The organism is Micromonospora sp. WMMD708, from assembly GCF_049315245.1.
Lineage (GTDB): Bacteria > Actinomycetota > Actinomycetes > Mycobacteriales > Micromonosporaceae > Micromonospora > Micromonospora wenchangensis.
The window spans coordinates 1923786-1945269 of sequence record NZ_CP186060.1 but is presented as its reverse complement, the minus strand read 5'-3'; the positions used below and the strand labels follow the sequence as shown (position 1 = coordinate 1945269).

18 protein-coding genes are annotated in these 21484 nt (G+C 73.0%); 4 read left to right on the top strand and 14 right to left on the bottom strand.

The features are described from left to right. Positions 1-90 precede the first annotated feature (90 nt). From pulA to ACN260_RS08845, 5 genes are all read right to left on the bottom strand, one after another. Positions 91-5586, bottom strand: a complete 5496-nt coding sequence (pulA, locus tag ACN260_RS08865) for a pullulanase-type alpha-1,6-glucosidase (protein ID WP_422755489.1) — start codon at positions 5584-5586, stop codon at positions 91-93. 208 nt (positions 5587-5794) lie between these two features. Further along, the gene (locus tag ACN260_RS08860; protein ID WP_422755488.1) at positions 5795-6520 is read right to left on the bottom strand and encodes a cellulose binding domain-containing protein; all 726 of its coding nucleotides are present in this window, start codon (positions 6518-6520) and stop codon (positions 5795-5797) included. A 153-nt stretch (positions 6521-6673) separates the two neighbouring features. Continuing rightward, positions 6674-7435, bottom strand: coding sequence for a hypothetical protein (locus ACN260_RS08855; RefSeq protein ID WP_422755487.1), 762 nt, complete (start codon positions 7433-7435; stop codon positions 6674-6676). Between the two features lie 87 nt (positions 7436-7522). Then, positions 7523-7912, bottom strand: a complete 390-nt coding sequence (locus ACN260_RS08850; RefSeq protein WP_204926130.1) for a hypothetical protein — start codon at positions 7910-7912, stop codon at positions 7523-7525. 37 nt (positions 7913-7949) lie between these two features. Next, positions 7950-8624, bottom strand: coding sequence for a hypothetical protein (locus ACN260_RS08845; RefSeq protein WP_422755486.1), 675 nt, complete (start codon positions 8622-8624; stop codon positions 7950-7952). 19 nt (positions 8625-8643) lie between these two features. Between ACN260_RS08845 and ACN260_RS08840 the strand changes: the two genes are divergently transcribed. The 3 genes from ACN260_RS08840 (at position 8644) to ACN260_RS08830 (ending at position 10663) form a co-directional block, all read left to right on the top strand. Next, a complete protein-coding gene (locus tag ACN260_RS08840) occupies positions 8644-8826 on the top strand; it encodes a hypothetical protein (RefSeq protein WP_145920827.1) in 183 nt (60 codons plus the stop codon). A 95-nt stretch (positions 8827-8921) separates the two neighbouring features. After that, on the top strand, positions 8922-9647 hold the full coding sequence (locus tag ACN260_RS08835; protein ID WP_422755485.1) for an alpha/beta hydrolase: 726 nt from the start codon (positions 8922-8924) through the stop codon (positions 9645-9647). 359 nt (positions 9648-10006) lie between these two features. Then, a complete protein-coding gene (locus ACN260_RS08830) occupies positions 10007-10663 on the top strand; it encodes a C39 family peptidase (RefSeq protein WP_422755484.1) in 657 nt (218 codons plus the stop codon). Positions 10664-10760: 97 nt separating this feature from the next. Here ACN260_RS08830 and ACN260_RS08825 read toward each other — a convergent pair whose 3' ends face one another. The 5 genes from ACN260_RS08825 to ACN260_RS08805 all read right to left on the bottom strand — a co-directional run bounded on the left by ACN260_RS08825 (position 10761) and on the right by ACN260_RS08805 (position 13938). After that, positions 10761-11417 (bottom strand): DedA family protein, encoded by a 657-nt coding sequence (locus tag ACN260_RS08825; RefSeq protein ID WP_422755483.1) that lies wholly within the window; start codon positions 11415-11417, stop codon positions 10761-10763. Between the two features lie 130 nt (positions 11418-11547). After that, positions 11548-12504 (bottom strand): hypothetical protein, encoded by a 957-nt coding sequence (locus ACN260_RS08820; RefSeq protein WP_422755482.1) that lies wholly within the window; start codon positions 12502-12504, stop codon positions 11548-11550. 49 nt (positions 12505-12553) lie between these two features. Then, a complete protein-coding gene (locus ACN260_RS08815; protein WP_422755481.1) occupies positions 12554-13039 on the bottom strand; it encodes a YcxB family protein in 486 nt (161 codons plus the stop codon). Positions 13040-13073: 34 nt separating this feature from the next. Next, positions 13074-13508, bottom strand: coding sequence for a VOC family protein (locus ACN260_RS08810; protein WP_422755480.1), 435 nt, complete (start codon positions 13506-13508; stop codon positions 13074-13076). A gap of 37 nt (positions 13509-13545) precedes the next feature. Next, the gene (locus ACN260_RS08805; protein ID WP_422755479.1) at positions 13546-13938 is read right to left on the bottom strand and encodes a VOC family protein; all 393 of its coding nucleotides are present in this window, start codon (positions 13936-13938) and stop codon (positions 13546-13548) included. Positions 13939-14100: 162 nt separating this feature from the next. On the opposite strand from ACN260_RS08805, the gene ACN260_RS08800 reads away from it, so the two are divergent. Then, complete coding sequence (locus tag ACN260_RS08800) at positions 14101-16968, top strand: aconitate hydratase (RefSeq protein WP_422755478.1); 2868 nt, start codon at positions 14101-14103, stop codon at positions 16966-16968. A gap of 75 nt (positions 16969-17043) precedes the next feature. Here ACN260_RS08800 and ACN260_RS08795 read toward each other — a convergent pair whose 3' ends face one another. The 4 genes from ACN260_RS08795 to ACN260_RS08780 all read right to left on the bottom strand — a co-directional run bounded on the left by ACN260_RS08795 (position 17044) and on the right by ACN260_RS08780 (position 21212). Next, positions 17044-17652 carry a GTP-binding protein gene (locus ACN260_RS08795; RefSeq protein ID WP_422755477.1) on the bottom strand — a complete coding sequence of 203 codons (609 nt, stop codon included), beginning with the start codon at positions 17650-17652 and terminating at the stop codon, positions 17044-17046. Further along, positions 17633-18019 carry a DUF742 domain-containing protein gene (locus ACN260_RS08790; RefSeq protein ID WP_422755476.1) on the bottom strand — a complete coding sequence of 129 codons (387 nt, stop codon included), beginning with the start codon at positions 18017-18019 and terminating at the stop codon, positions 17633-17635. Before ACN260_RS08790 ends, ACN260_RS08795 begins: the two co-directional genes overlap by 20 nt. 5 nt (positions 18020-18024) lie before the next feature. Further along, on the bottom strand, positions 18025-18447 hold the full coding sequence (locus ACN260_RS08785) for a roadblock/LC7 domain-containing protein (protein ID WP_204926119.1): 423 nt from the start codon (positions 18445-18447) through the stop codon (positions 18025-18027). Between the two features lie 74 nt (positions 18448-18521). After that, positions 18522-21212: a nitrate- and nitrite sensing domain-containing protein gene (locus ACN260_RS08780; protein WP_422755475.1), complete on the bottom strand. Its 2691-nt coding sequence runs from the start codon at positions 21210-21212 to the stop codon at positions 18522-18524. Positions 21213-21484 lie beyond the last annotated feature (272 nt).

Here is a 21484-nt window from a genome sequence, read left to right as displayed (position 1 = left end):
TGACGTGCGGCCGGTGACGGCGGCACACCGGGCAGGACACGCACCGGCCCCCCTGCGCAGCACGCGCAGGGGGGCCGGTCGTCGTCCGCGTCAGCGTTGCACGAAGACCGCCACGCTGCGCGCCGGCACGGTGAAGGTGCCCGCCGCCCGGTCGAACGACGCGGTCCGCAGCACCGGGTCGGCCGAGCCGGCCAGCACCGGGTGCAGGGTGGTGTCGGTGCCCCGCAGCCCGGCCACCGTCTGCTCCGCCGTCTCCGGGGTGGCGTTGAAGACCACGGTCACCGACGTCCACCGGCCACCGAGCCCCCGGGCGTCAAGCGTCATGGTGAGCACCCCCGGGGTCTCCTTCGCCCCGGACAGCGGGAACGCGACCCGCTGCTGCACCTGCCCGGCGGTGGTCAGCCCGAACACCGGCGAGGACCGCCGGATCCGCAGCAGCTCCGCGTAGCGGGCGTCGGCCAGGTCGACCGCGGCGCAGCCCGGCACCAGGGCCGGGTCGGCCAGCAGCGGTCTGGCGTACGGCCACTTGTCCTGGTTGTCGGCGGCCGGGGGCAGCCCGGCGCCGAACCCGTTGCCCCGGGCGCAGTCCCAGCGGATCTGGTTGAACCAGTCACCGGAGTTGTAGGAGTTGCGGTCCAGCGACTTCGAGCGCAGCCGCTCCGAACCGGTCGCCACGAACCCGGTGCCCTGCCCGAGGGCGGTGGTGGCCAGGGCCAGCACCTGCATCCGGGCCCGGTCCGTCGCCGAGGTGCCGGTCGGCAGCTTGTACGCCAGCGCGTCGTACAGGATCTCGTTGTCGTGCGCGTCGACGTAGGTGACCGCCTCGCCGGGGGCGGCGGTGTAGCCGGCCGGGGAGCCGTTGTAGTCCACCTGTGCCCCGGTGACCTGCCGGCCGGCGGAGTCGGTGAACCGGTAGTCGCGCAGGTTGCCGGTCAACCCCACCTTGATCAGGTCCTGCTGGCGCAGCAGCCGGGCCTTCTGCTCGGCGGCGGTGCCGTTGACGTCGTCGCCGTTGGGGTCGGTGTACAGGCCGGAGGCGAAGCCCTGCACGCGCGGGTTGGCGTCGAACGGGCCGCCGCCGCGTACCGCGTCGCGGAGCCGGTCGTTGAAGGTGCCGATGCCGGTGCCGGCCATGTTGGCCTGGGTGGCCTGCACGAACCGGGCGTCGTCGGCGACCTCGCCGAAGTTCCAGCCCTCGCCGTAGAGCAGGATCTTCTTCCCGTCGACGCCGTCGCGGGCGAGGGTCAGCTTGTCCAGCGCGGCCCGGACGGCCAGGATGTTCGCCTTCGGGTGGTGGCCCATCAGGTCGAACCGGAATCCGTCCACCTTGTACTGCTTCGCCCAGGTGACCAGCGAGTCGACCACCAGCTTGCCCATCATGGCGTGCTCGGGGGCGGTGTTGGCGCAGCAGGTCGAGTTGGCGACGGTGCCGTCGTCGAGCAGCCGGTGGTAGTAGCCGGGCACCACCTGGTCCAGCACCGACTTCGCGTCGGTGCCGGCGGCGGAGGTGTGGTTGTAGACCACGTCCATGACCACCCGCAGGCCGGCGCCGTTGATCCCGGCGACCATCCGGCGGAACTCGGCGGTCCGCTTCGCGCCGTCCGGGTCGACGGCGTAGCCGCCCTCGGGGACGGTGTAGTGCAGCGGGTCGTACCCCCAGTTGTAGCCGTCGATGTCGGCGACCGCCGCGACGCACGCCTGCTGCCGGTCGGAGTCCGGCGGCAGCGCGGCCAGGTCGCAGTCGGGCTGCCGCTGGTCGGCCCGCTTCTCGGGGATGGTGGCGAAGTCGAACACCGGCAGCAGGTGCAGGTAGTTGACCCCGGCGTCGCCGAGCGCCTTCAGGTGTTTCATGCCGGCCGTGTCCGGGCCGGTGAAGGCCAGGTAGGTGCCCCGCCGGTCGGCCGGCACGGTGGTGTCGGCGATGGAGAAGTCGCGTACCGACAGCTCGGAGATCTGCGCCCGCGACGCGGGCGGCGCGGCCGGTTTGCGCAACCCGGACCAGCCGGGCGGGGCGAGCGCCGGATCGGTCAGGTCGACGATCTGGCTGTGCGTGGAGTCCGCCGCGAGCGCCACCGAGTAGGGGTCGGTGACCGAGGCGGTGACGATCTTCTGGGCGGCCGGCTGCCAGGCCTGCACCCGGTAGCGGTAGTACCGGCCGGTCCAGTCGCGGCTGCCGCGCACCGACCAGACGCCGGTGCGGTCGTCGCGGCGCATCGCCACCGTGCGCGGCTGCGCCGACGGCGTGTCGGACAGTTCGAGGGTGACCGTGCGGGCGGTGGGCGCCCAGACCGCGAGGGTGGGCACCTTACCGGCGAAGCTGACCCCGAGCGTCGCGTCGGTGGCGGCCCGGTAGACGTCGTCGAGCACCCCGGGGATCTGCACCCCGGTCGCGCGTAGCAGCGCCCCCCGGGCGTCCCGCTCGGTGACCACGAGCTGCCCGCGCAGCGCCGCCGGCACCTTCGCCAGGTCGGCCCGGTCGAGACGGAACGCCTGGTGGGCCCACAGGTGCGGGAAGGCCGCCCGCTGGGCCTCGGTGAGCCCGTTGCGCTGCGCCCGCAACGGCAGCGGGGTGTACGTCCCGGACAGCTCGCCGTCGACCACGCTCAGCCCGCCCGCCGGTGCCGCCACCAGGGCGTACGCCCTGCCGTCGGTCGGGCCGACGGCCCAGGTGAGGGTGGACCGGTCGATCCACTGCGCCTGCTGTTTCGTGATGTCCACGTCCTTCGCGGGGCCTGCGGAAGAGGCGGGGAGCAGCCGGCCGGGCACCCCGCCCAGCAGCCAGACCTCGTGGCCGACCCCGGTCAGGTCGAGTCGCTGGTCGTCGGGCTGGTCCTTGGTGTCGCCCCGGTGGATGATGTAGTTCAACCCGGTCGCGCCGGCCGCCAGCGGCACCCGGAACAGCGCGCCGAACGAGTCGACCTTCTCGGGCAGGAGCGGGCTGGCCCAGTCGGTCGGGGTGGCCGCCCCGTCCCACAGGTGCAGGCCCCAGCCGGCGTAGTCGTTGTCGGCCTTGCGCCAGTGGATGATCGCCGTGTTCGGGTCGACGGGCGGGTCGGGTTCGCCGGTGGCGGCCTGCCGGGTGGGATAGAGCGCCGGGTCGCCCTGCTTGACCCAGACCTCACCGGTGGCCGTCACGTCGACGGTGCGGTCGTCGGCGACGTCCTTGGTGCCCGCCTTGTCGACCACGAGGAACCCGACGGACTTCGCCCCGGGCTTGAGTTTCACCCAGGCGAACCGGCCGTACGGGTCCTCCCCGGCGAACGGCTGCCCGGCCGGCCACTGCGTGACGTACGCCGGATCGATGTCACCCCAGGCGTACAGCCCCCAGTCGGCGTAGTCCCCGGCGGGGCGCTGGTAGTGCACCACCAGCCAGTCCCGGGACGCGCCCTGCGCCGGGGTGCCGACCACGCCGGTCGACCGGGTGGCGGTGGTGCGTCCCTTCCCGTCGCGCACGACCGCCTTGTACTCCACCCGGGTGCCGCCGGCGAGCCCGGTCAGGTCGTGGTGCACGGTGTACGGCGCGGTGTGCGCGCTGCCCAGCAGCGTCCACTTCCCACCCGCGACCCGGGCGGCGACGGTGACGGTGGCCAGCGGGTCACCGGTCACCTGCGCGGTGACGGCGGCCCGGGTGGCGACCGGGTCGGTGCCCGGCTCGGTCAGGGTGACGGCCGGCTTCGCGGTGGCCTGCGGCACGGGCCGGCCGGCCCGGAGCACCACGGCCGACCCGGCGGGCACGGTCAGGCTCAGCTTTCCGTCGGCCCCGGCGGTCGGGGTGGCCGTGCCGCCGTAGATGCCGGTGAACGTGGTGCCGGGGGACCAGGTCTGCACGGTGACAGTCTGCGGGGTGCCGGCGTTGTTGACCGCGGCGAGGTACTCGGTGCGGTCGGCCGGGGAGATCCGGGAGAAGGCGAAGACTCCGGGCCCGTCGGCGGCGTACCGGGTGACCTGCACGCCGTCGCGCAGCGCGGGGTGCGCGGCCCGCAGCCGGCCCAGCTCGGCGATGGTGCGGTAGAGCGGGTGGGTGGTGTCGTACCGGTCGCTGGCGTGGGTGCGGGTGGTGCCGATCAGGTCGTCGTCGAGGTAGTCCGCCGTGCGGGTGGCGAACATGTCCTGCCGGGCGTCCTTGTCCCCGCCCGGCCCGGTGAAGCCCTGTTCGTCGCCGGAGTAGACGACCGGCTGCCCCCGGGTGAGGAACATCAACTGGTGGGCGAGCCGGTCCCGGTCGAGCTGGCGGGCGTCGTCACCCCCGGCGGCGGCGATGAACGAGCCGATCCGACCCATGTCGTGGTTGCCGAGGAACGTGGTCAGCCGACGGGCGTCGGTGTCCCGGGCGGCGTACAGCGGGTCCCTGGCGTAGACGTCGGCCAGCGCCTTCGCCGGTCCGTCGGCGGCGACATAACCGCGCGCCGCCTCCTGGAAGGAGAAGTCCAGGGTGGCCGGCAGCCCGCCGCGCCGTACGTAGGTGGAGGTGACCTCCTGGTCGGCGCTGTAGACCTCGCCGAACATGAAGAAGTCCTTCTTCCCCGCCTTGTCGGCGGCGCGCTTGATGCCCTGGCTGAACTGCGGCCAGAAGTCGAGGTTGACGTGCTTGACGGTGTCCAGCCGGAATCCGTCGACGTCGGTGCTGGCGATCCAGTCGCCGTACGCCTTGGTCAGGCCCTTGACCACCTCGGGCCGCTCGGTCCACAGGTCGTCGAGGCCGTAGAAGTCGCCGTACTCGCTGTTCTCACCGGAGAAGGTGGAGTCGCCCCGGTTGTGGTACATCGTCGGGTCGTTCAGCCAGGCCGGCACCTTGACCTTCGCGTCGGCTGCGGTGGCGAAGGTCGGCGTGTACGCCCCGGAGTCCCGGTCCACCGTCGGGAAGGCCCGGGTGCCGTCGGCGTAGTTGCGGTCCTCGAACTCGCGTCCCTGCGCGTCGGTGTACGGCGCGGTCTTCTTGTCGACGTAGGCGTACCGGTCCTCGGCGTATTTGATGACGTCGGCGGTGTGGTTGACGATGACGTCGAGGTAGACCCTGATGCCGCGCTGGTGGGCCAGCTTCACCAGCCGCCGCATCTCCTCGTTGGTGCCGAAGTGCGGGTCGACCTGGGTGAAGTCGGTGATCCAGTAGCCGTGGTAGCCGGCGGAGACGTCCGCGCCGCTACCCTGCACGGGCCGGTTCCTGAACACCGGTGCGAGCCAGATGGCGGTGGTGCCGAGCCCCTGGATGTAGTCGAGCTTGTCGATGACGCCCTTGAGGTCGCCGCCGTGGTAGAAGCCCTTGTCGGTCGGGTCGAGGCCGGTACGCAGCCGGTCCCCGGTGAGGCCGCCGGTGTCGTTGCGTCGGTCGCCGTTGGCGAACCGGTCCGGTAGGACGAAGTAGAACTGTTCGTTACGTCCCTTAACGGTGCCGGCGGCGAGCAGCGCGTCGGCGGCGGGTTCGGCGTCCCACTGGGCGGCACCGGCCGCGGCGAGGGCGTCGATGGTGGACGGCCGGTCGGTGGCGTCGGCGCCGAGTTGCCGGACGGCGACCGGGACGCCGACGAGAGCGAGGGTGAGGGTGGAGACCAGAGCGAGCAGCGCCTTGCGCGGCAGCGGGGGTGTCATCGACGGCCTTCCTATGGTCGCTGATTCGCCCGCACGCTAGCCCTTGCCGAAAAATTCTGCAATACCTTGCAAACACTGCGGCAATACGGCAGCAACCTTGCAGAACGCGGATCACCGACGGCGGCAGCGCACCCGGCCGGACCGTGGTGAGGCGGGGCCCACGGCCGGACGGCGGCGTGGTCGGCGCGGCGGACCGGCAGCCGGCGGGTCAGAGGCCGGAGCAGGGCACCCCGTCGACCGTGCACCGTGACGGCCGGATGCTGCCGCCGGTGTTCTCGAAGTGGAACCGCAACGGCACCGAGGCGCCGGGCCCGACGTTCACCCCGCTGGTGTACGTGAACACCCCGCCGGACATCCGGGGAGTGCCCTGCGGGGCACCCTCGACCCACGAGGTGACCAGCCGGCTGCCCGACGGCGGCACCAACCGGACCGTCCACGGCCGGGACACCCGGTCGCGGTTGTAGAGCAGCACCTCACCGATGAACGCCTCGTTGTTCCAACTGTCCCGCACGCTGAACCGGCCGGTGACCGGCGACGACGGCGGCGCGGCGGGCGGTGGCGGCGGCACGGGCGTGGTCGGCCGGGGCTGCTCACCACCCGGGTCGACCGGCGGTGGCACGACCCCGCCGGCCGACGGGGTGGGCAACTCGTCCCCGCCCGACGGCCCGCCCGGTACGACCACCACGGGCACCTCGGCCGGAGGCGTGTCGGTGCGACGGGGCGTCAGCCCGGGGACGACCGGCTCGGGCAGGTTCGCCGCCACCCGGGCCGGGTTGGTCACCCCCGATTCCGGCAGCGAGTACGTCGGCAGCGGATCGGCCGGCCGGGCCTCGAACGCGGGCCCCCGGCTGCGGTACGACGCCAACGCGACGATCAGGAGCACCACCATCACCAGCACGCCGGTGGCGACCACGACCCATGGCGACGACGCCAACGCACCCGCTCCGTGTGCCCGCGGTTGCGCGCGACGCATGCCGGACATGACCCTCCCTGGTCGGCCCCGTCCGAGAAGAGTAACGATTCAGGCGATTGTCGGAAAGTACCCAACGTCCGGACTTTGTCCTAACCGGACAGTTCGTTCGTCCCGTCAGCCGCGCACCCGTAGCGCGTCCACCTGGAAGTAGAACCCGCCGCGTTTGACCGCCCAGATGGTGTACTTCCCGACCGGCAGCCCCTGCACGCTGAACACGGTCTGCTGCGGCTGGTAACGGTGCGCCCGCGCGCTCACCCGCTCCTGCTTCACCGGTCGCCCGGCGGCGTCGACGACCCACACGTCAGCGTCACCGTAATCCGGGTCCCGCGAGGTGATGTAGTCCAGGCCGGTGCCGGTGAAGGTGAAGCTGAACGAGTCCCCGTCGTGGACGGTGTAGTGCACGTCGTCGCGGTGGTCGCCGTACGGCCGGTTCCGGGAGACCGCCCACCGCCCCCGGTAGGTGATGCCCGGGGCGTCGTCGTTGAGCAGCGTGACCGGCGGCGGCGTCGGGGCCACGGCCGGCGGCGACACCGACGCCGACGGGCTGGCCGACCGGGACGCGGTGGGCGTCCGACCGGCCGCCGGTGGGACCACGCCGGTCCCGCCGCCGCTGGTGGCCCGCCGGGTGCGGGTGGGGGTGGGGGACGGCGACGCCGACGCCGGCCCGGTCGTCACCGGCACCCCGGGCACCATCACGGCCTCGCTGCGTGACCCGGCGCCGTGCTCGGCGTACCGATCGTGACCCAGCACCGCCACCAGCGCCTTGACCAGCAGAAGGAGCAGCACGATCACCCCGATCGAGGCGAGCAGCCAGGGGGTCGCGGCGACCGCCTGGGGCAGTCGGGACGTCCACCGCGTCCCACGGGTGCCCGGCATGGCCCTCCTCGGTCGACCCTGTACGCAGAGATTAGCGACCGTCCGGTAGGGATGATCACCGGGGGCGCGCCAGGGGCGACCCGGCGGTCAGCCGGTCCGGATGACGGTGCAGATCGCCGGGCCGTCCTCGGTGCCGCGCAGCAGGTAGCGGTAGCGTTCCCCGGGCACCGCCCGGCCCTGGCTGTCCAGGAACTCCCAGCGCACCGACACCATGGTCAGCAGGGCGGACACCGGCTCCACCTCCTCGATCAGCGCGTGCGCCGCGACCAGTTCCCGTTCCCGGTAGTCGGGCGCGGCACCGACGAAGGAGAGCGCGACCGCCGCCATCGTGCTGAACGAGAAGCTGTAGGTGTCGGCGACCACCAGCCCGGGCAGGGCGTAGCAGCCGGCGATGGTGGGCACGTCGCCGGTGGTGAGCGCCACCCCGTACCGGTCGAAGAAGTCGCTCAACGTGTCGAGGTCGGTGGAAGCTCTCACGGCGTCACCAATTGCCGTCCCCGACCACCGGCAAACCTCACCGGGGCGGGATACGCACCTCGATCTCCGCGCCGAGCCGCGCGTCGCCGGCCAGGTCCAGGTCGTCGCCGCTCCAGAACCGGCCCGGGTCGTACCAGTTGGGCCGCCGGCCGGACGGCAACAGCCCCATCGCCTCGTAGGTCACCGCCACCACCTCGGCGCAGTACGCGGTCTCCAGCGCGCTGTCACCAGCCGGCAGGTCGGCCCGCTCGCCTTCCCGGTCCCGCCGGCCCGGCAGCGGCAGGCGCAGCTGCGGCACCCGCCCCCGGGCCCACCGCCAGGCCAACTGGGCGGTGGACGGGAACGGGGTGCCGTCGAGCCGGGCCACCGTCCGCAGCACCGCCTGCTCCATCGTCGGATCCGCCGACGGTTCGAGCTGACGCAGCCAGGCCCGCTGGCCGTACCGGTTGGCCCAGACGCAGACCGCGTCGCGCAGGTCGTGCAGCTGCACACCCCGCTGGTGGGTGCCGGTCCACATGTCCCGCAGCGACCGGCCCAGCTCGGCGTGCCACATCAGCGGGGGCATGTCGTCCAGCACCACCGCCATGCCGACGTGGTTGACGGGACTGTTGGTGGTGAACTGGATGGCCCGGTCCGGCACGCTGCGCCCCCGGAACACCCAGACGTCACCGGTGCGGGTCAGGTCGACGGCCTCGTCCAGGCTGATGCTCATGGGCGTCTACCCTAGGCCGATGCGGCAACGGATGCAGTGGTGGAAGGTCCTCGGGTTGGCGGGTCTCGCGGGGGTCGCCGCGACCGGGGTGGTCGTCGCCCGCGCCGAGCGGCGGCGTCGTGCGTACACCCCGGAGGAGATCCGGGACCGGCTGCGGGAGCGGCACGCCCAGGCCGCGAAGCCCGCCGACGACCCGGCCTGACCGGCCCCTGGCCGTCCGCCGCCGGTCGGCCGCGGCGGTGTCCACGGTGGTCCCGACGGGCGGTCCGACGGGCCGTGGACGGCTAGGCTCCCGGCATGGACGATCAGGTCGAGCGGAAACCCTTCGTGTTGGCACCGCCCGCCGCACCGGTGGAGCGGCACGGCCAGGTCGACCTGCACCTGCCGACCGGTGACGGCCCGCACCCCGTCGTGGTGATCGTGCACGGTGCCCCACTTCCGCCGGGCGCGCCGGACCCCCGGGACTGGCTGCTCTACCGGGGCTACGGGGCGCTCCTGGCCGAGCAGGGCCTCGTCGCCGCCGTCGTCAGCTACCGGGTGACCGACCTGGCCGGGCTGCCCGCCACCGCCGACGAGATCGCGGGTCTGGTCGAGGCCGTCCGGGCCGACCCCCGGGTGGACGCGCAGCGGGTGGTGCTCTGGTTCTTCTCCGGCGGGTGCCTGTTCTCGGCCGACTGGCTGCGCGCCGCGCCGGCCTGGGTGCGCGGGATCGCGTTGACCTATCCGCTGCTCGTCCCGCTGCCCGGCTGGGAGGTGCCGCCCCGGTTCCTGCCGGTCGACGCCCTCGGCACGGGCTCGACGACACCGGTGGTGCTGACCCGGGCCGGCCGGGACAAACTCCCCGGGCTGCTGGCCGGCATCGCGGCGTTCCTGGACGCCGCTGCGCGGACGGGTCGACCGGTGCGCCTGGTGGAGGTGCCGGACGGCCAGCACGCCTTCGACATCCTGGACCACACCGCGCAGTCCCGCGACGCCGTCCGGGCCGCCCGGGACGCGGTGGTCGACCTGATCCGCGCCGACTGAGCCGGGTCCACCGTCCACCGCACCGGGTCCGGTGTCGGGCCGGATGTCCGGTTCGCCGCGGAAATCCGGCACCGGACGTGTCGGTTCGTGCCCGGGCGTCCCGTGGCCGGGGCCACCCGCACGGCGGAATCGCCGCCGGGGGCGGGGCGTTGTACCTGGCATACCACCGCCACTCCCCCGCCACCGGGGGACGGCCCCGGAACCCCGACCGTGGAATGCGGTCGCCACCGGGTCGGTTACATCTCCCCGGACGCCCGAGCAGGTCCCCCCGATCGCCGGGCGATCCCCCTGAACTTCCGGCCACGCCCCACCCCCCTGTGGGCGTGCGCCACACCCCCGATGCAGAGGAGCACGCGACCATGCGTACCGATCTGATCCGCAAGACCGCCCTGACCGCTGCCGGCCTCGCCTTCACCACCGGCGCCATCGCCGGCCCGCTGACCGCCGCCTACGCCGTCGAGGCCCGTACCGGTGCACCCGCCTCCGCTCAGGCCGAGCGCCGCCCGGCCGGCGAGCGTGAGCTGAAGGTCGACTACCAGGCGCAGCCGAACTTCTTCTACTGCGGCCCCGCCGCGACCCGTAACGCCCTGTCCGTCCAGGGCAAGAACATCGACGTCGACGCCATGGCCAAGGAGATGCGCACCACCGAGGCCGGCACCGACAGCATCAACGACATCACCCCCGTGCTGAACAAGGAGACCGGCCGCAAGGCGTACGAGAGCACCGAGATCCGCAGCGCCAAGGCCGACGACAAGCAGACCGACGAGCTGCGCGCCGACATCGTGCGTACCGTCGACGACGGCCGGGCCGTGGTGGCCAACATCGCCGGCACCGCGGTGGACACCGACGGCAACGCCCACTCGTTCGAGGGTGGCCACTACATCAGCGTCATCGGCTACCGCGACGGTGGGAAGACCGTGACCATCGCCGACTCGGCCGACCCGGACACCGCGACCTACCGGATGAGCGTGGACAACCTCGCCGACTGGATCGCCACCCGCGGCTACTCGTCCTGACCTGGACACCGAGCGGGCCGCCCCCACGCGGGGGCGGCCCGCTCGTCGTCGGTACGGCCGGCGCGCCCCCGTGCCCGGGGGCCGCAGCGCTGGCGGCTCAGCGGTCGGTGCCGGCTGCCACCGGTTCGGCCTCGTCGGTGGTCGTCGTCGACTCCAGCCGGCGGGCGCGGCGGCGCAGCCACCAGGTGCTGGCCACCCCGCCGAGCACGGCCAGGACCAGGCCGGCCCAGGAGATGTCCTTGAGCCAGTGCTCGGCCGCCCGGCCCAGGGTGTAGAGCAGGTAGGTCGTGCCGAAGGCCCAGACCAGGCCGCCGGCCGCGTTGGCCACCAGGAACCGCCGGTACGGCACGTGCAGCGCGCCGGCCAGCGGCCCGGCCAGGATGCGCAGCAGGGCGACGAACCGGCCGAAGAACACCGCCCAGACGCCGTGCCGGGCGAAGCTCTGCTCGGCGCGGGCGATCTGTGCGGGCCCCAGGTGTTTCGGGAAGCGCCGGCCCAGCCGGGCCAGCAGTGGACGGCCGCCCCGGCGGCCCACCGCGTAGCCGACGGAGTCGCCGACGATCGCGCCGAACGCCGCGGCGGTGGCGACCCAGTGCGGCTCGACCACCCCGGTCGCGGCCAGCAGGGCGGAGCTGACCAGCACGATCTCGCCCGGCAACGGGACACCCATGCTCTCGACGCCGATCACCCCGGCGACGATCAGGTAGACCACCCCCGGGGGAAGTGCCACGAGCCAGTGCTGAACGTCGACCACCACGGCACCCCTTCCGACCCGACCTCGAACCCTACCCGCGCCGGACGGACCGGGTGGGGCGCTCGGGGGCCGGCCGTCCGGCCCCCGGGCGGACTCCGGCTGCGGGCCACCCCCACGCGGTGGGGTCGCGCTACCGCTCCGTCAGCAGAGTGCCGATCCGGTCGGTCAGGACCGGATCGAGGGGTCCGTCCACCTCGACGCTGATCCGGGTGCCGCCGGGCGGGCGGGCCAACCGCACCGTCAGTGGGGGGATGCCCATGAGCGGGTAGCAGAACCCGCCGTCGGCCGGCTGGTCGTCCAGCGCGCCGGTGAGCGCCGCCTCGTCAAGGTCGTCGTACGGGTAGGCGATGTATCCGCTGATCCGTCGCAGCAGGGGGACGAGGTCCTCCTCGGCGGTCCAACCCCGCACGGCCGGTGCCGCGTCGGCGGCGGGCCGGGCGCGGTCGTCCCGACCGGCGTCCGGCCGTGGCCGACCACGCGGTGGCTCTCCGGACGATCCGTCCCTGGAGTCGGCCAGGTGGTCACGGATCATCCTGGCCTCTTTCGGTGAACACCGGGCCAACATCCGGTCGAGTTCCGCCGAGGGCCCGTGCACCGCCAACAGCCAGGCGCGCACCTGCCAGGAGCGGGCAGCGAAGATCCGGGCAGCGTCGACGAAGAGCTGGTCGCGCTCCAGCATCGGCAGGAGCTGCGGCACCGTTTCGTCGACACGTCGCCACACCTCCCGCGCCACCGTCGCGGCCGTCGTGCTGCGGATGCGCCACTGGTCACCCCCGGACAGCCCGGGGTGCCCGATCCGGCTCCGCCAGATCCCGTGGCTACTGCTCGGCAACGCGGAATCCGGCAGCCCGGTCCGGCGACGCCAGCTCTCCCATGCCGGGGCCAGCACCAGTGCCACGTTGAGGTAGAAGGCTTTCGTCGTCCTGGTGGAGTGGTCCGAGGACTGCACCTCCATGATCAGAGCGTCCCCGGTCGGACCGTAGCGGCGGAAGATCCGGGTGCCGCCCTCGCGGGTGAACCCGTGCCCGGCCAGGTGCACGGCCAGGCCCTCGACGAAGGTCGGCAGCAGCGACCGGCTGCCCGTCACCTCGGCTCCCCGGTCGGCCGGGGAGCGACGACCTGTCCGGCGGGGCCGTTCACCGGGGCTGGAGCAGACCGCGCGCGGCCATGAAGGAATGCAACGTGCCGGCGTCCTCGGCGGACATCAACCAGCGGGGGATCACCGTCGCCGGCATCCGGCCGACGTACACGATCCAGAAGTCGCCGGTCTCCCGCACCTGGGCCACCCCGTCCCAGGCGATGCCGCCGGACTCCGAGCCGCTGCGCATCATGATGTTGTCGTCGGTGATGTCGTAGCCGCCCTCGACCGCGTAGTCGTCGGAGCGGCGTCGGGCCCGCCAGCGCACCCAGGGCGCGTAGAGCATCGACAGCAGCCCGCCCACGAGCAGCACCAGCCACAGCGACGAGAGCCGGCCACCCCAGGAGGCCAGCAGACCGGCCGCCCCGGCCGCCGTCAGCGCCGCGCCGATGAGGGTGAACCGGCGCAGCCGGACGCTGCTGAGCGCGGCGGCCACCCGACCCGGGTAGGCGGGGTCGGCGGGGACGTCGAAACGGATGTGCACGGCGGAAACGATAGTGCGGCGCGGCGGCGGTGGCTCAGTCGAGGCAGAACTCGTTGCCCTCGACGTCCTGCATCACCAGGCACGACTCGTTGTGCCCGTCGGCGGTCAGCAGGCGTACCCGGGTCGCGCCGAGGGCGACCAGCCGGGCGCACTCGGCCTCCAGCGCGGCCACCCGCTCCTCGCCGACCAGGCCGGTGCCGACCCGCACGTCGAGGTGTACCCGGTTCTTGACCACCTTGCCCTCAGGCACGCGCTGGAAGAACAGGCGCGGGCCCGTGCCGGTGGGGTCGACGCAGGCGAACGCGGAGCCCTGCCGCTCGGGCGGCAGGGCGCTGTCGAACGCGCCCCAGTCGGCGAACCCCGGTGGCGGTGGCGGGACGACGTAACCGAGCATCGCGCACCAGAAGCGGGCGACCCGTTCGGGCTCCGCGCAGTCGAAGGTGATCTGAACCTGCTTGACCGACGCCATCGGCACACCGTAGCGGCGGGGTCCGACACGGTGGCGCTCAGCGACCGGGGGCGGCCTGCCGGGTCGTCCGGTCGGGCAGCGGGGCGACGAACTCCAGCCGGTTGCCGTGCGGGTCGGCGGTGTGGAAGCGGCGCATCCCGGGTAGTTCGTCGTCGTCACCCCAGGTGACCGGGTGGCCGGCGTGGGCCAGCCGGTCGGCGAGGGCGTCGAGGTCGGGGCGCAGCAGGGCGGGGTGCGCCTTGCGGGCGGGCCGGAAGTCGGCCTCGACGCCGAGGTGCAGTTCGGCGTCGTACCCGGTGAACCAGCAGCCGCCACGGGCGGCGAGGGTCGGGGGTTTGGGTTTCTCGGTCAGGCCGAGGATGCCCACGTAGAAGGCCCGGGATGCCTCCTCGGCACCGGGCGGGCAGGCGAGCAGCACATGATGGATCATGGTGGCACCTCCTCGTCCCGAACCCTGGCAGGAGGTTGCGTGAATAGCAAGACGGACGTACGGTTTTGTTGGAAGACGACGAATCGGCAGTAAGTGTTACCTAACCTGGGCGACGTTCCGCCCGGTGCGACAGACTGCTCAGGACTACTCACGGTCGCTGGTGTGAAGGAGTACGACGTGGCGAGCCTCGACACCTTCGGTGCGAAGACCCAGCTACGCGTCGGAGACGCGAGCTACGAGATTTTCAGGATCAGCCAGGTGCCGGGGCACGACAGACTGCCCTACAGCTTGAAGATCCTGCTGGAGAACCTGCTGCGGACCGAGGACGGCGCGAACATCACCGCCGACCACATCTCCCAGCTCGGCTCGTGGGACCCCACGGCCGACCCGAGCGTGGAGATCCAGTTCACCCCGGCGCGGGTGCTGATGCAGGACTTCACCGGCGTACCCTGCGTGGTCGACCTGGCCACCATGCGCGAGGCGGTCCGGGACCTCGGCGGCGACGCCACCAAGGTCAACCCCCTCGCACCGGCCGAGCTGGTCATCGACCACTCGGTCATCGCCGACCTGTTCGGCCGCGAGGACGCCTTCGCCCGCAACGTCGAGCTGGAGTACGAGCGCAACAGGGAGCGCTACCAATTCCTGCGCTGGGGCCAGACCGCGTTCAACGAGTTCAAGGTCGTCCCGCCCGGCACCGGCATCGTGCACCAGGTCAACATCGAGTACCTGGCCCGCACGATCATGGCGCGAAAGGGACCCGACGGGAGCCAGACAGCGTACCCGGACACCGTCGTCGGCACCGACTCGCACACCACCATGGTCAACGGCCTGGGCGTGCTGGGCTGGGGCGTCGGCGGCATCGAGGCCGAGGCCGCGATGCTCGGCCAGCCGGTCAGCATGCTCATCCCCCGCGTGGTCGGCTTCAAGCTCTCCGGTGAGATGCCGGCCGGCACCACCGCCACCGACCTGGTGCTCACCATCACCGAGATGCTGCGCAAGCACGGCGTGGTCGGCAAGTTCGTCGAGTTCTACGGCCCCGGCGTCAGCGCCGTGCCGCTGGCCAACCGGGCCACCATCGGCAACATGTCCCCCGAGTACGGCTCCACCGTCGCGATCTTCCCGATCGACGCCGAGACCGTCCGCTACCTGGAGCTGACCGGCCGCGACGCCGCCCAGGTGGCGCTGGTCGAGGCGTACGCCAAGGAGCAGGGCCTCTGGCACGACCCGGAGCGTGAGCCGGCGTACTCCGAGCGCCTGGAGCTGGACCTGGGCACCATCGAGCCGTCCCTGGCCGGGCCGAAGCGCCCGCAGGACCGGGTGCCGCTCGGGGCCGCCAAGACGCTGTTCCGCTCGGCGCTGACCGACTACGTCGCCGACGACTCCGCCGGTGAGCGCGACCTCAAGCCCGGTGTCGCCCGCGAGCAGCTCCCCCGGGGCGCGAACGGCCCGGCCGACGAGGCCAGCGCCGAGTCGTTCCCGGCCAGCGACCCGCCCGCCAACGACTTCAGCGACCCCGCCGACGAGCCGCGCGACCTGGAGACCGCCGCCGTCGGCGCCGGGGGCCGGGCCAGCAACCCGGTCCGGGTCACCGGCAGCGACGGCGTGGAGTACGAGCTGGACCACGGCGCGGTGGTGATCGCCGCGATCACCTCCTGCACCAACACGTCCAACCCGCAGGTGATGATCGGGGCCGCCCTGCTGGCCCGCAACGCCGTCGACAAGGGCCTGAGCCGCAAGCCGTGGGTCAAGACCACCCTGGCGCCCGGCTCCAAGGTCGTCATGGACTACTACGAGCGGGCCGGCCTCACGCCGTACCTCGACAAGCTCGGCTTCAACCTGGTCGGCTACGGCTGCACCACCTGCATCGGCAACTCCGGCCCGCTGCCGGAGGAGGTCTCCGCCGCCGTCAACTCCGGCGACCTGGCCGTCGTGTCGGTGCTGTCCGGCAACCGGAACTTCGAGGGCCGGATCAACCCGGACGTCAAGATGAACTACCTGGCGTCCCCGCCGCTGGTGGTGGCGTACGCGCTGGCCGGCACGATGGACATCGACCTGGCCAACGAGCCGCTCGGCGAGGACACCGAGGGCAACCCGGTGTTCCTGCGCGACATCTGGCCCAACACCGCCGAGATCCAGGACGTCATCGCCGCCGCGATCGGCGCGACCGGGTTCAGCGCCGCGTACGCCGACGTGTTCGCCGGTGACGAGCGCTGGCAGTCGCTGCCCACCCCGACCGGCGACACCTTCGCCTGGGCCGACGACTCCACCTACGTGCGCAAGCCCCCGTACTTCGAGGGGATGCAGCAGGAGCCGAGCCCGGTCGTCGACATCACCGGAGCCCGGGTGCTGGCCAAGCTGGGTGACTCGGTCACCACCGACCACATCTCCCCGGCCGGCGCGATCAAGGCCGACTCCCCCGCCGGCCGGTACCTCGCCGAGCACGGCGTGCCGCGCCACGAGTTCAACTCGTACGGCTCCCGCCGGGGCAACCACGAGGTGATGATCCGGGGCACCTTCGCCAACATCCGGCTGCGTAACCAGCTCGTCCCGGGTGTGGAGGGCGGCTTCACCGTCAACCACCTCACCGGCGAGCAGACCACCATCTACGACGCCTCCACCGCCTACCAGGAGGCCGGCGTGCCGCTGGTCATCCTGGCCGGCAAGGAGTACGGCTCCGGCTCGTCGCGGGACTGGGCGGCCAAGGGCACCATGCTGCTCGGCGTCCGGGCGGTCATCGCCGAGTCCTACGAGCGCATCCACCGGTCCAACCTGATCGGGATGGGCGTGCTGCCGTTGCAGTTCCCGGTGGACACCACCGCCGAGTCGCTCGGCCTCACCGGCGCGGAGACCTTCTCCATCACCGGGGTGACCGCGCTCAACGACGGCGACACCCCGCGTACGGTGCGGGTCAGCACCGACACCGGCGTGGAGTTCGACGCGGTGGTCCGGATCGACACCCCGGGCGAGGCGGACTACTACCGCCACGGCGGCATCCTCCAGTACGTGCTGCGCCGCATGATCGCGAGCTGACGTACCCCGTGCACGGAACGGGCCCCCTCCGCTTTCGGAGGGGGCCCGTCGCGTCGGCGCGCGGTGCGGTCGTTCTCAGCCGCCGGCCGCCCGGCGGCGGGCCTCGCGGGTCTTCATCGCATGCTCCAGCAGGGTGATCAGCACGTTGCGGCCGGACTCCCGCTGCCGGGCGTCGCACAGCAGCAACGGCACCTCCGGGTCCAGGTCGAGCGCCGCGCGGATCTCGTCGACGCCGAACCGGCGGGCACCCTCGAAGCAGTTCACCGCCACCACGAACGGGGTGCCCCGCCCCTCGAAGTAGTCGATCGACGGGAAGCAGTCGGCCAACCTCCGGGTGTCGGCCAGCACCACCGCGCCGAGCGCCCCCACCGCCAACTCGTCCCACAGGAACCAGAACCGGTCCTGCCCGGGGGTGCCGAAGACGTAGAGCACCAGGTCGTCGCTGATGGTGATCCGGCCGAAGTCCATCGCCACCGTGGTGGTGCTCTTGCGTTCCACACCGGACAGGTCGTCGACGCCGATGCCGGTCTCGGTCAGCACCTCCTCGGTCCGCAGTGGACGACTCTCGCTGACCGCCCCGACCAGGGTCGTCTTGCCGGCCCCGAAACCGCCCGCCACCAGAACCTTGAGCGCGGTGGGCAGCACCCGCGCCCCCGCCGGACGTTCAGAGTGCCCGTAGTCCATTGATCACCGCCTCGTAGATGCTCTCGTCGTTGACACCGGCCGGCTCCCGGGGTTCCTGTACCCGGACCAGGTCCCGCGCCACCAGGTCACCGAGGAGCACCCGTACGGTGCCCACCGGCAGGTCCAGTCGGGCGGCGATCTCGGCCACCGACTGCATGTGCTGGGTCAGCGCCACGATCGCGACGTGCTCCGGCCCCAGCCCGGCCTCCTCGACCGCGTTCGTCCGGGTCGCCGTCACCAGCGAGATCAGGTCGAACGAGCCGGTCACCGGGCGGGCCCGACCCCGGGTGACCGCGTACGGGCGGACCACCGGGCCCGCGTGCTCGTCGACCCACTGTTCGTCCGTGGGGTCGCCGTCACCGGCCATCGCGGTCAGTTCCCGCCGGACGGCTGGTCGACGCCCCGGGCCGGGGACGCCACGTACTTGCCCACCCGGGCGACCAGCATCGCCATCTCGTACGCGATCAGGCCGACGTCGGCGTCCGTGCCGGCCAGCACCGCCAGGCACGCGTTGGGCCCGGCCGCGGTGACGAACAGGAACGAGGACTCCATCTCGATGATGGTCTGCTGGACCTGCCCGCCGCCGAACCGTTTCCCGGCGCCCCGGGCCAGGCTCTGGATGCCGGCGGCCATCGCGGCGAGGTGTTCGCCGTCGTCCCGTCCCATCCCCCCGGACGCGGCCATCAGCAGGCCGTCCGTGGAGAGCGCGACGGCATGCTCGGCCTGCTTGACCCGGCTGACCAGATCGTCGAGCAACCACGTCAGGTCGGCACCGGATGCCGTCGTCTGCCCCACTCGTCGTCCTCTTCCCCGGCGCGTGCGCCGTGCTCGTTACCGTCCGTCGCGGCGTCGCATCCGTCGCGACGCCGTCAGCCCGCCGGGTCGTCCGCGTCGTCCGGCCGCTCGCCGGCGCGGGTGCCCTCCAGCAGCCGGGCCGCGTCGCTGCGACCGCGTCGGGTGCCCGACTGGTAGGCGCTCATCAGTTGGCGTACCTGCTCGGGGGCACGCCGCGGGGAGCCTGCGGCCGCCGGCTCCCCGGTGCCCGGGGAGGCCCGCAGCTCGGGTGCCAGGTTCGCCTGGCGCACCCGCACCGGCAGGCCCGCGTCGGTCACCGGCCCTTCCACAGTAGGCGACGGCGGGTCGACGCCGTCGTCCGCCGTCCGCCCGTCCCCGGTCACCCGGTCGGCCGGGTCGGGGCCGTCCGGGCGGCCCGTGTCCGGTCCGGTGTCGACCGGGCCGGCGGTCGCCGGGGCGGGTCCCCGATCGGACGACGTGGCCGGCCACCGCTCGCCGGGGCCGGGTGGGTCGATGGTCGCGGGCTCCGGGGTGGACGGTCGGACACCGGTGACCGGCAGGCCGGTCGGTACGGTCGGCCCCTGCAACGCGTCACTGACCGGTGGCGGGGCGGCGGCCGGGCCCGGCTGGCGCGGGGGACGCTTGCGGGATCGGGCGGGCAGCCCGGCCGGGGTCACCGCGCCCGACGGCGGGACGGCCCACGGTGCCCCCGACGGGGCGGTCGTACCGGCTGGCGACGGGGTGGCCGACGGCGCTGTCGCGGTGGTCGGCGGCGTGGTGGCCGGGACCGGCGGCACGGTGGCCGGCGGAGCCGCAAGGGTCGGCGGCGCGGCGGCGGTGGGCGGGCCGGCGGCGAGGACCGGCTGGGCACCGGACGGGCTCGGGTCACCGGGCACGACCAGCTCCGACGGGATCAGCACCACGGCGGTCGTGCCCCCGTAGGCGGACTCCTTGAGCTGCACCTTCACCCCGTGCCGCTCGGTCAGCCGGCTCACCACGTACAGGCCGAGGCGGGCGGCGTCGGCCAGGTTCAACTCGGAGCGGTCGCCGATCCGGCGGTTCGCCGCGGCCAGTTCCTCCCCGGTCAGCCCCAGGCCACGGTCCTCGATCTCGATGGCGTACCCGGCGGTCACGAGTCGACCCCGCACCTCCACGGTGGTGGTCGGCGGGGAGAAGGACAGTCCGTTCTCGATCAGCTCGGCGAGCAGGTGGATCACGTCACCGACCGCCCGGCCGGCGAGCGCGACCGGCCCCAGCGGCAGCACGTCCACCCGGGTGTAGTCCTCGACCTCGGCGACCGCGCCGCGCACCACGTCCACCATGGGTACGTTGCGTCGCCAGGCCCGGCCCGGGGTGGCTCCGGAGAGCACGATCAGGTTCTCCGCGTTGCGCCGCATCCGGGTGGCCAGATGGTCCACCCGGAACAGGTCCTCCAGCTCCTCGGCGTCGTGTTCGCGCCGTTCCATCGCATCGAGCAGGGTGAGCTGGCGGTGCACCAGCGCCTGGGTCCGCCTCGCCAGGCTGAGGAACACCCCGCGCACGTTGCGACGCAGCTCGGCCTGCTCCACCGCCGTGCGGACGGCGGTCTCCTGCACGGCGTTGAACGCCCGCCCGAGCTGGCCGATCTCGTCGTCGCCGAAGTCCAGGGGTGGGGCCTCGCGGGCCACGTCGACGTCCTCGCCCCGGCCGAGCCGGTCCACCACACCGGGCAGCCGCTCGTGGGCCAGCAGCAGCGCGGCGTCCCGCAGCCGGGCCAACTGGCGGACCAGGTGCCGGGCGGTGCTGACCGACACCACGATGGAGGCGACCACGGCGATCAGGCCGAGACCGGCGGCGAGCACCAGCCGGACGATGACGCCCACCGCGACCGGGGTGGCCCGGTCGATCAGCGCGTCGCCGATGGTCACCCCGAAGTCCACCTGGGCCTGCATCGCCGGCCCGACGGTCGACTGCCACTCCTGCGCGGTCAACGGCAGGGTGGCCCCCGACCGGGACTGCTGGATCACCCGGTCCTCCAGGACCCGGAACCGGGCCACCGCGTCGGAGCCGGCGAGCTGGTCGTAGCGGACCCGGTCGGCCGGGGACAGCTCACCGGCCGCCTCCGCGGTCTGGTAGCGCTGGGCGCCGACCAGTTGGGCGAAGCGGGCGTACTCGTCGCCGGTCATCCGGCCCGCCGCGAGCACCCCGGTGATCAGGGCGTCCTGCTGGGAGATCAGCTCCCGCACCTGGTACAGGTCGACCAGGGTCTCGCTCTCGGCGGCGATCCGGGGGTCGTCGAGCTGGCCGAGCGAGCCGTACATCCGCAGCACCGCGGCGAGGATGGCGGTGTACGCCGCCGACGCCTCGGCCCGGTTCACCCCCGCGTCGCGCACCGACTCCCGGACGCCGGTGAGACCACTGAGCCCGGTCAGCACCTCGTCCACCCGGCGACGGGTGTCCTCCCCGGTGGCCAGTTCGGCCTGCCAGCTGCCCACCGACGTACCGAAGTCGTCCGACACCAGGTCGGTGCGCTGCCACTGGGCGGTCAACGCGTCGAGTTGCGACTGGCCGCGTTCGCCCAGGTAGGCGTTGGCGAGCCGACGCTCGTCCTGCAGGGCGGTGAACAGCGCCTGACCCGGGTCGGCCACCCGGCTGTTGAGCGTCTGCACGAACAGCAGGGTGAAGCCGTCACGGACGGTCACCCAGGCCGCGAAGGACCAGAGTGCGACGAGCGAGGTGAGCAGGGCGACGATTTTGGTACGCAGACGTGTGCTGCCGGAACCCATCACACCGCCCCCGGGCCGGACCGTGGCCGCCGGACGCCCGACGCGTCACGACACACCTGAACCCGGCGCACGCTAGCAGTCGGCAGCACCATCGCTCAAGCCATGCTGATCATGGAGGCGGGGCCGGTACCGCAGGTCGGAGGCGATGGTGACCACCATGGATGGTACCGGCCCGACGGCGGTGCCGGGCCGACGGCGGGTCGGACGGGCCCGTCGCCGGGTCGGCCGCCCCCGATCGCGGGCGCGGCCGACCCCGCTGTGCCAGGCTCAGG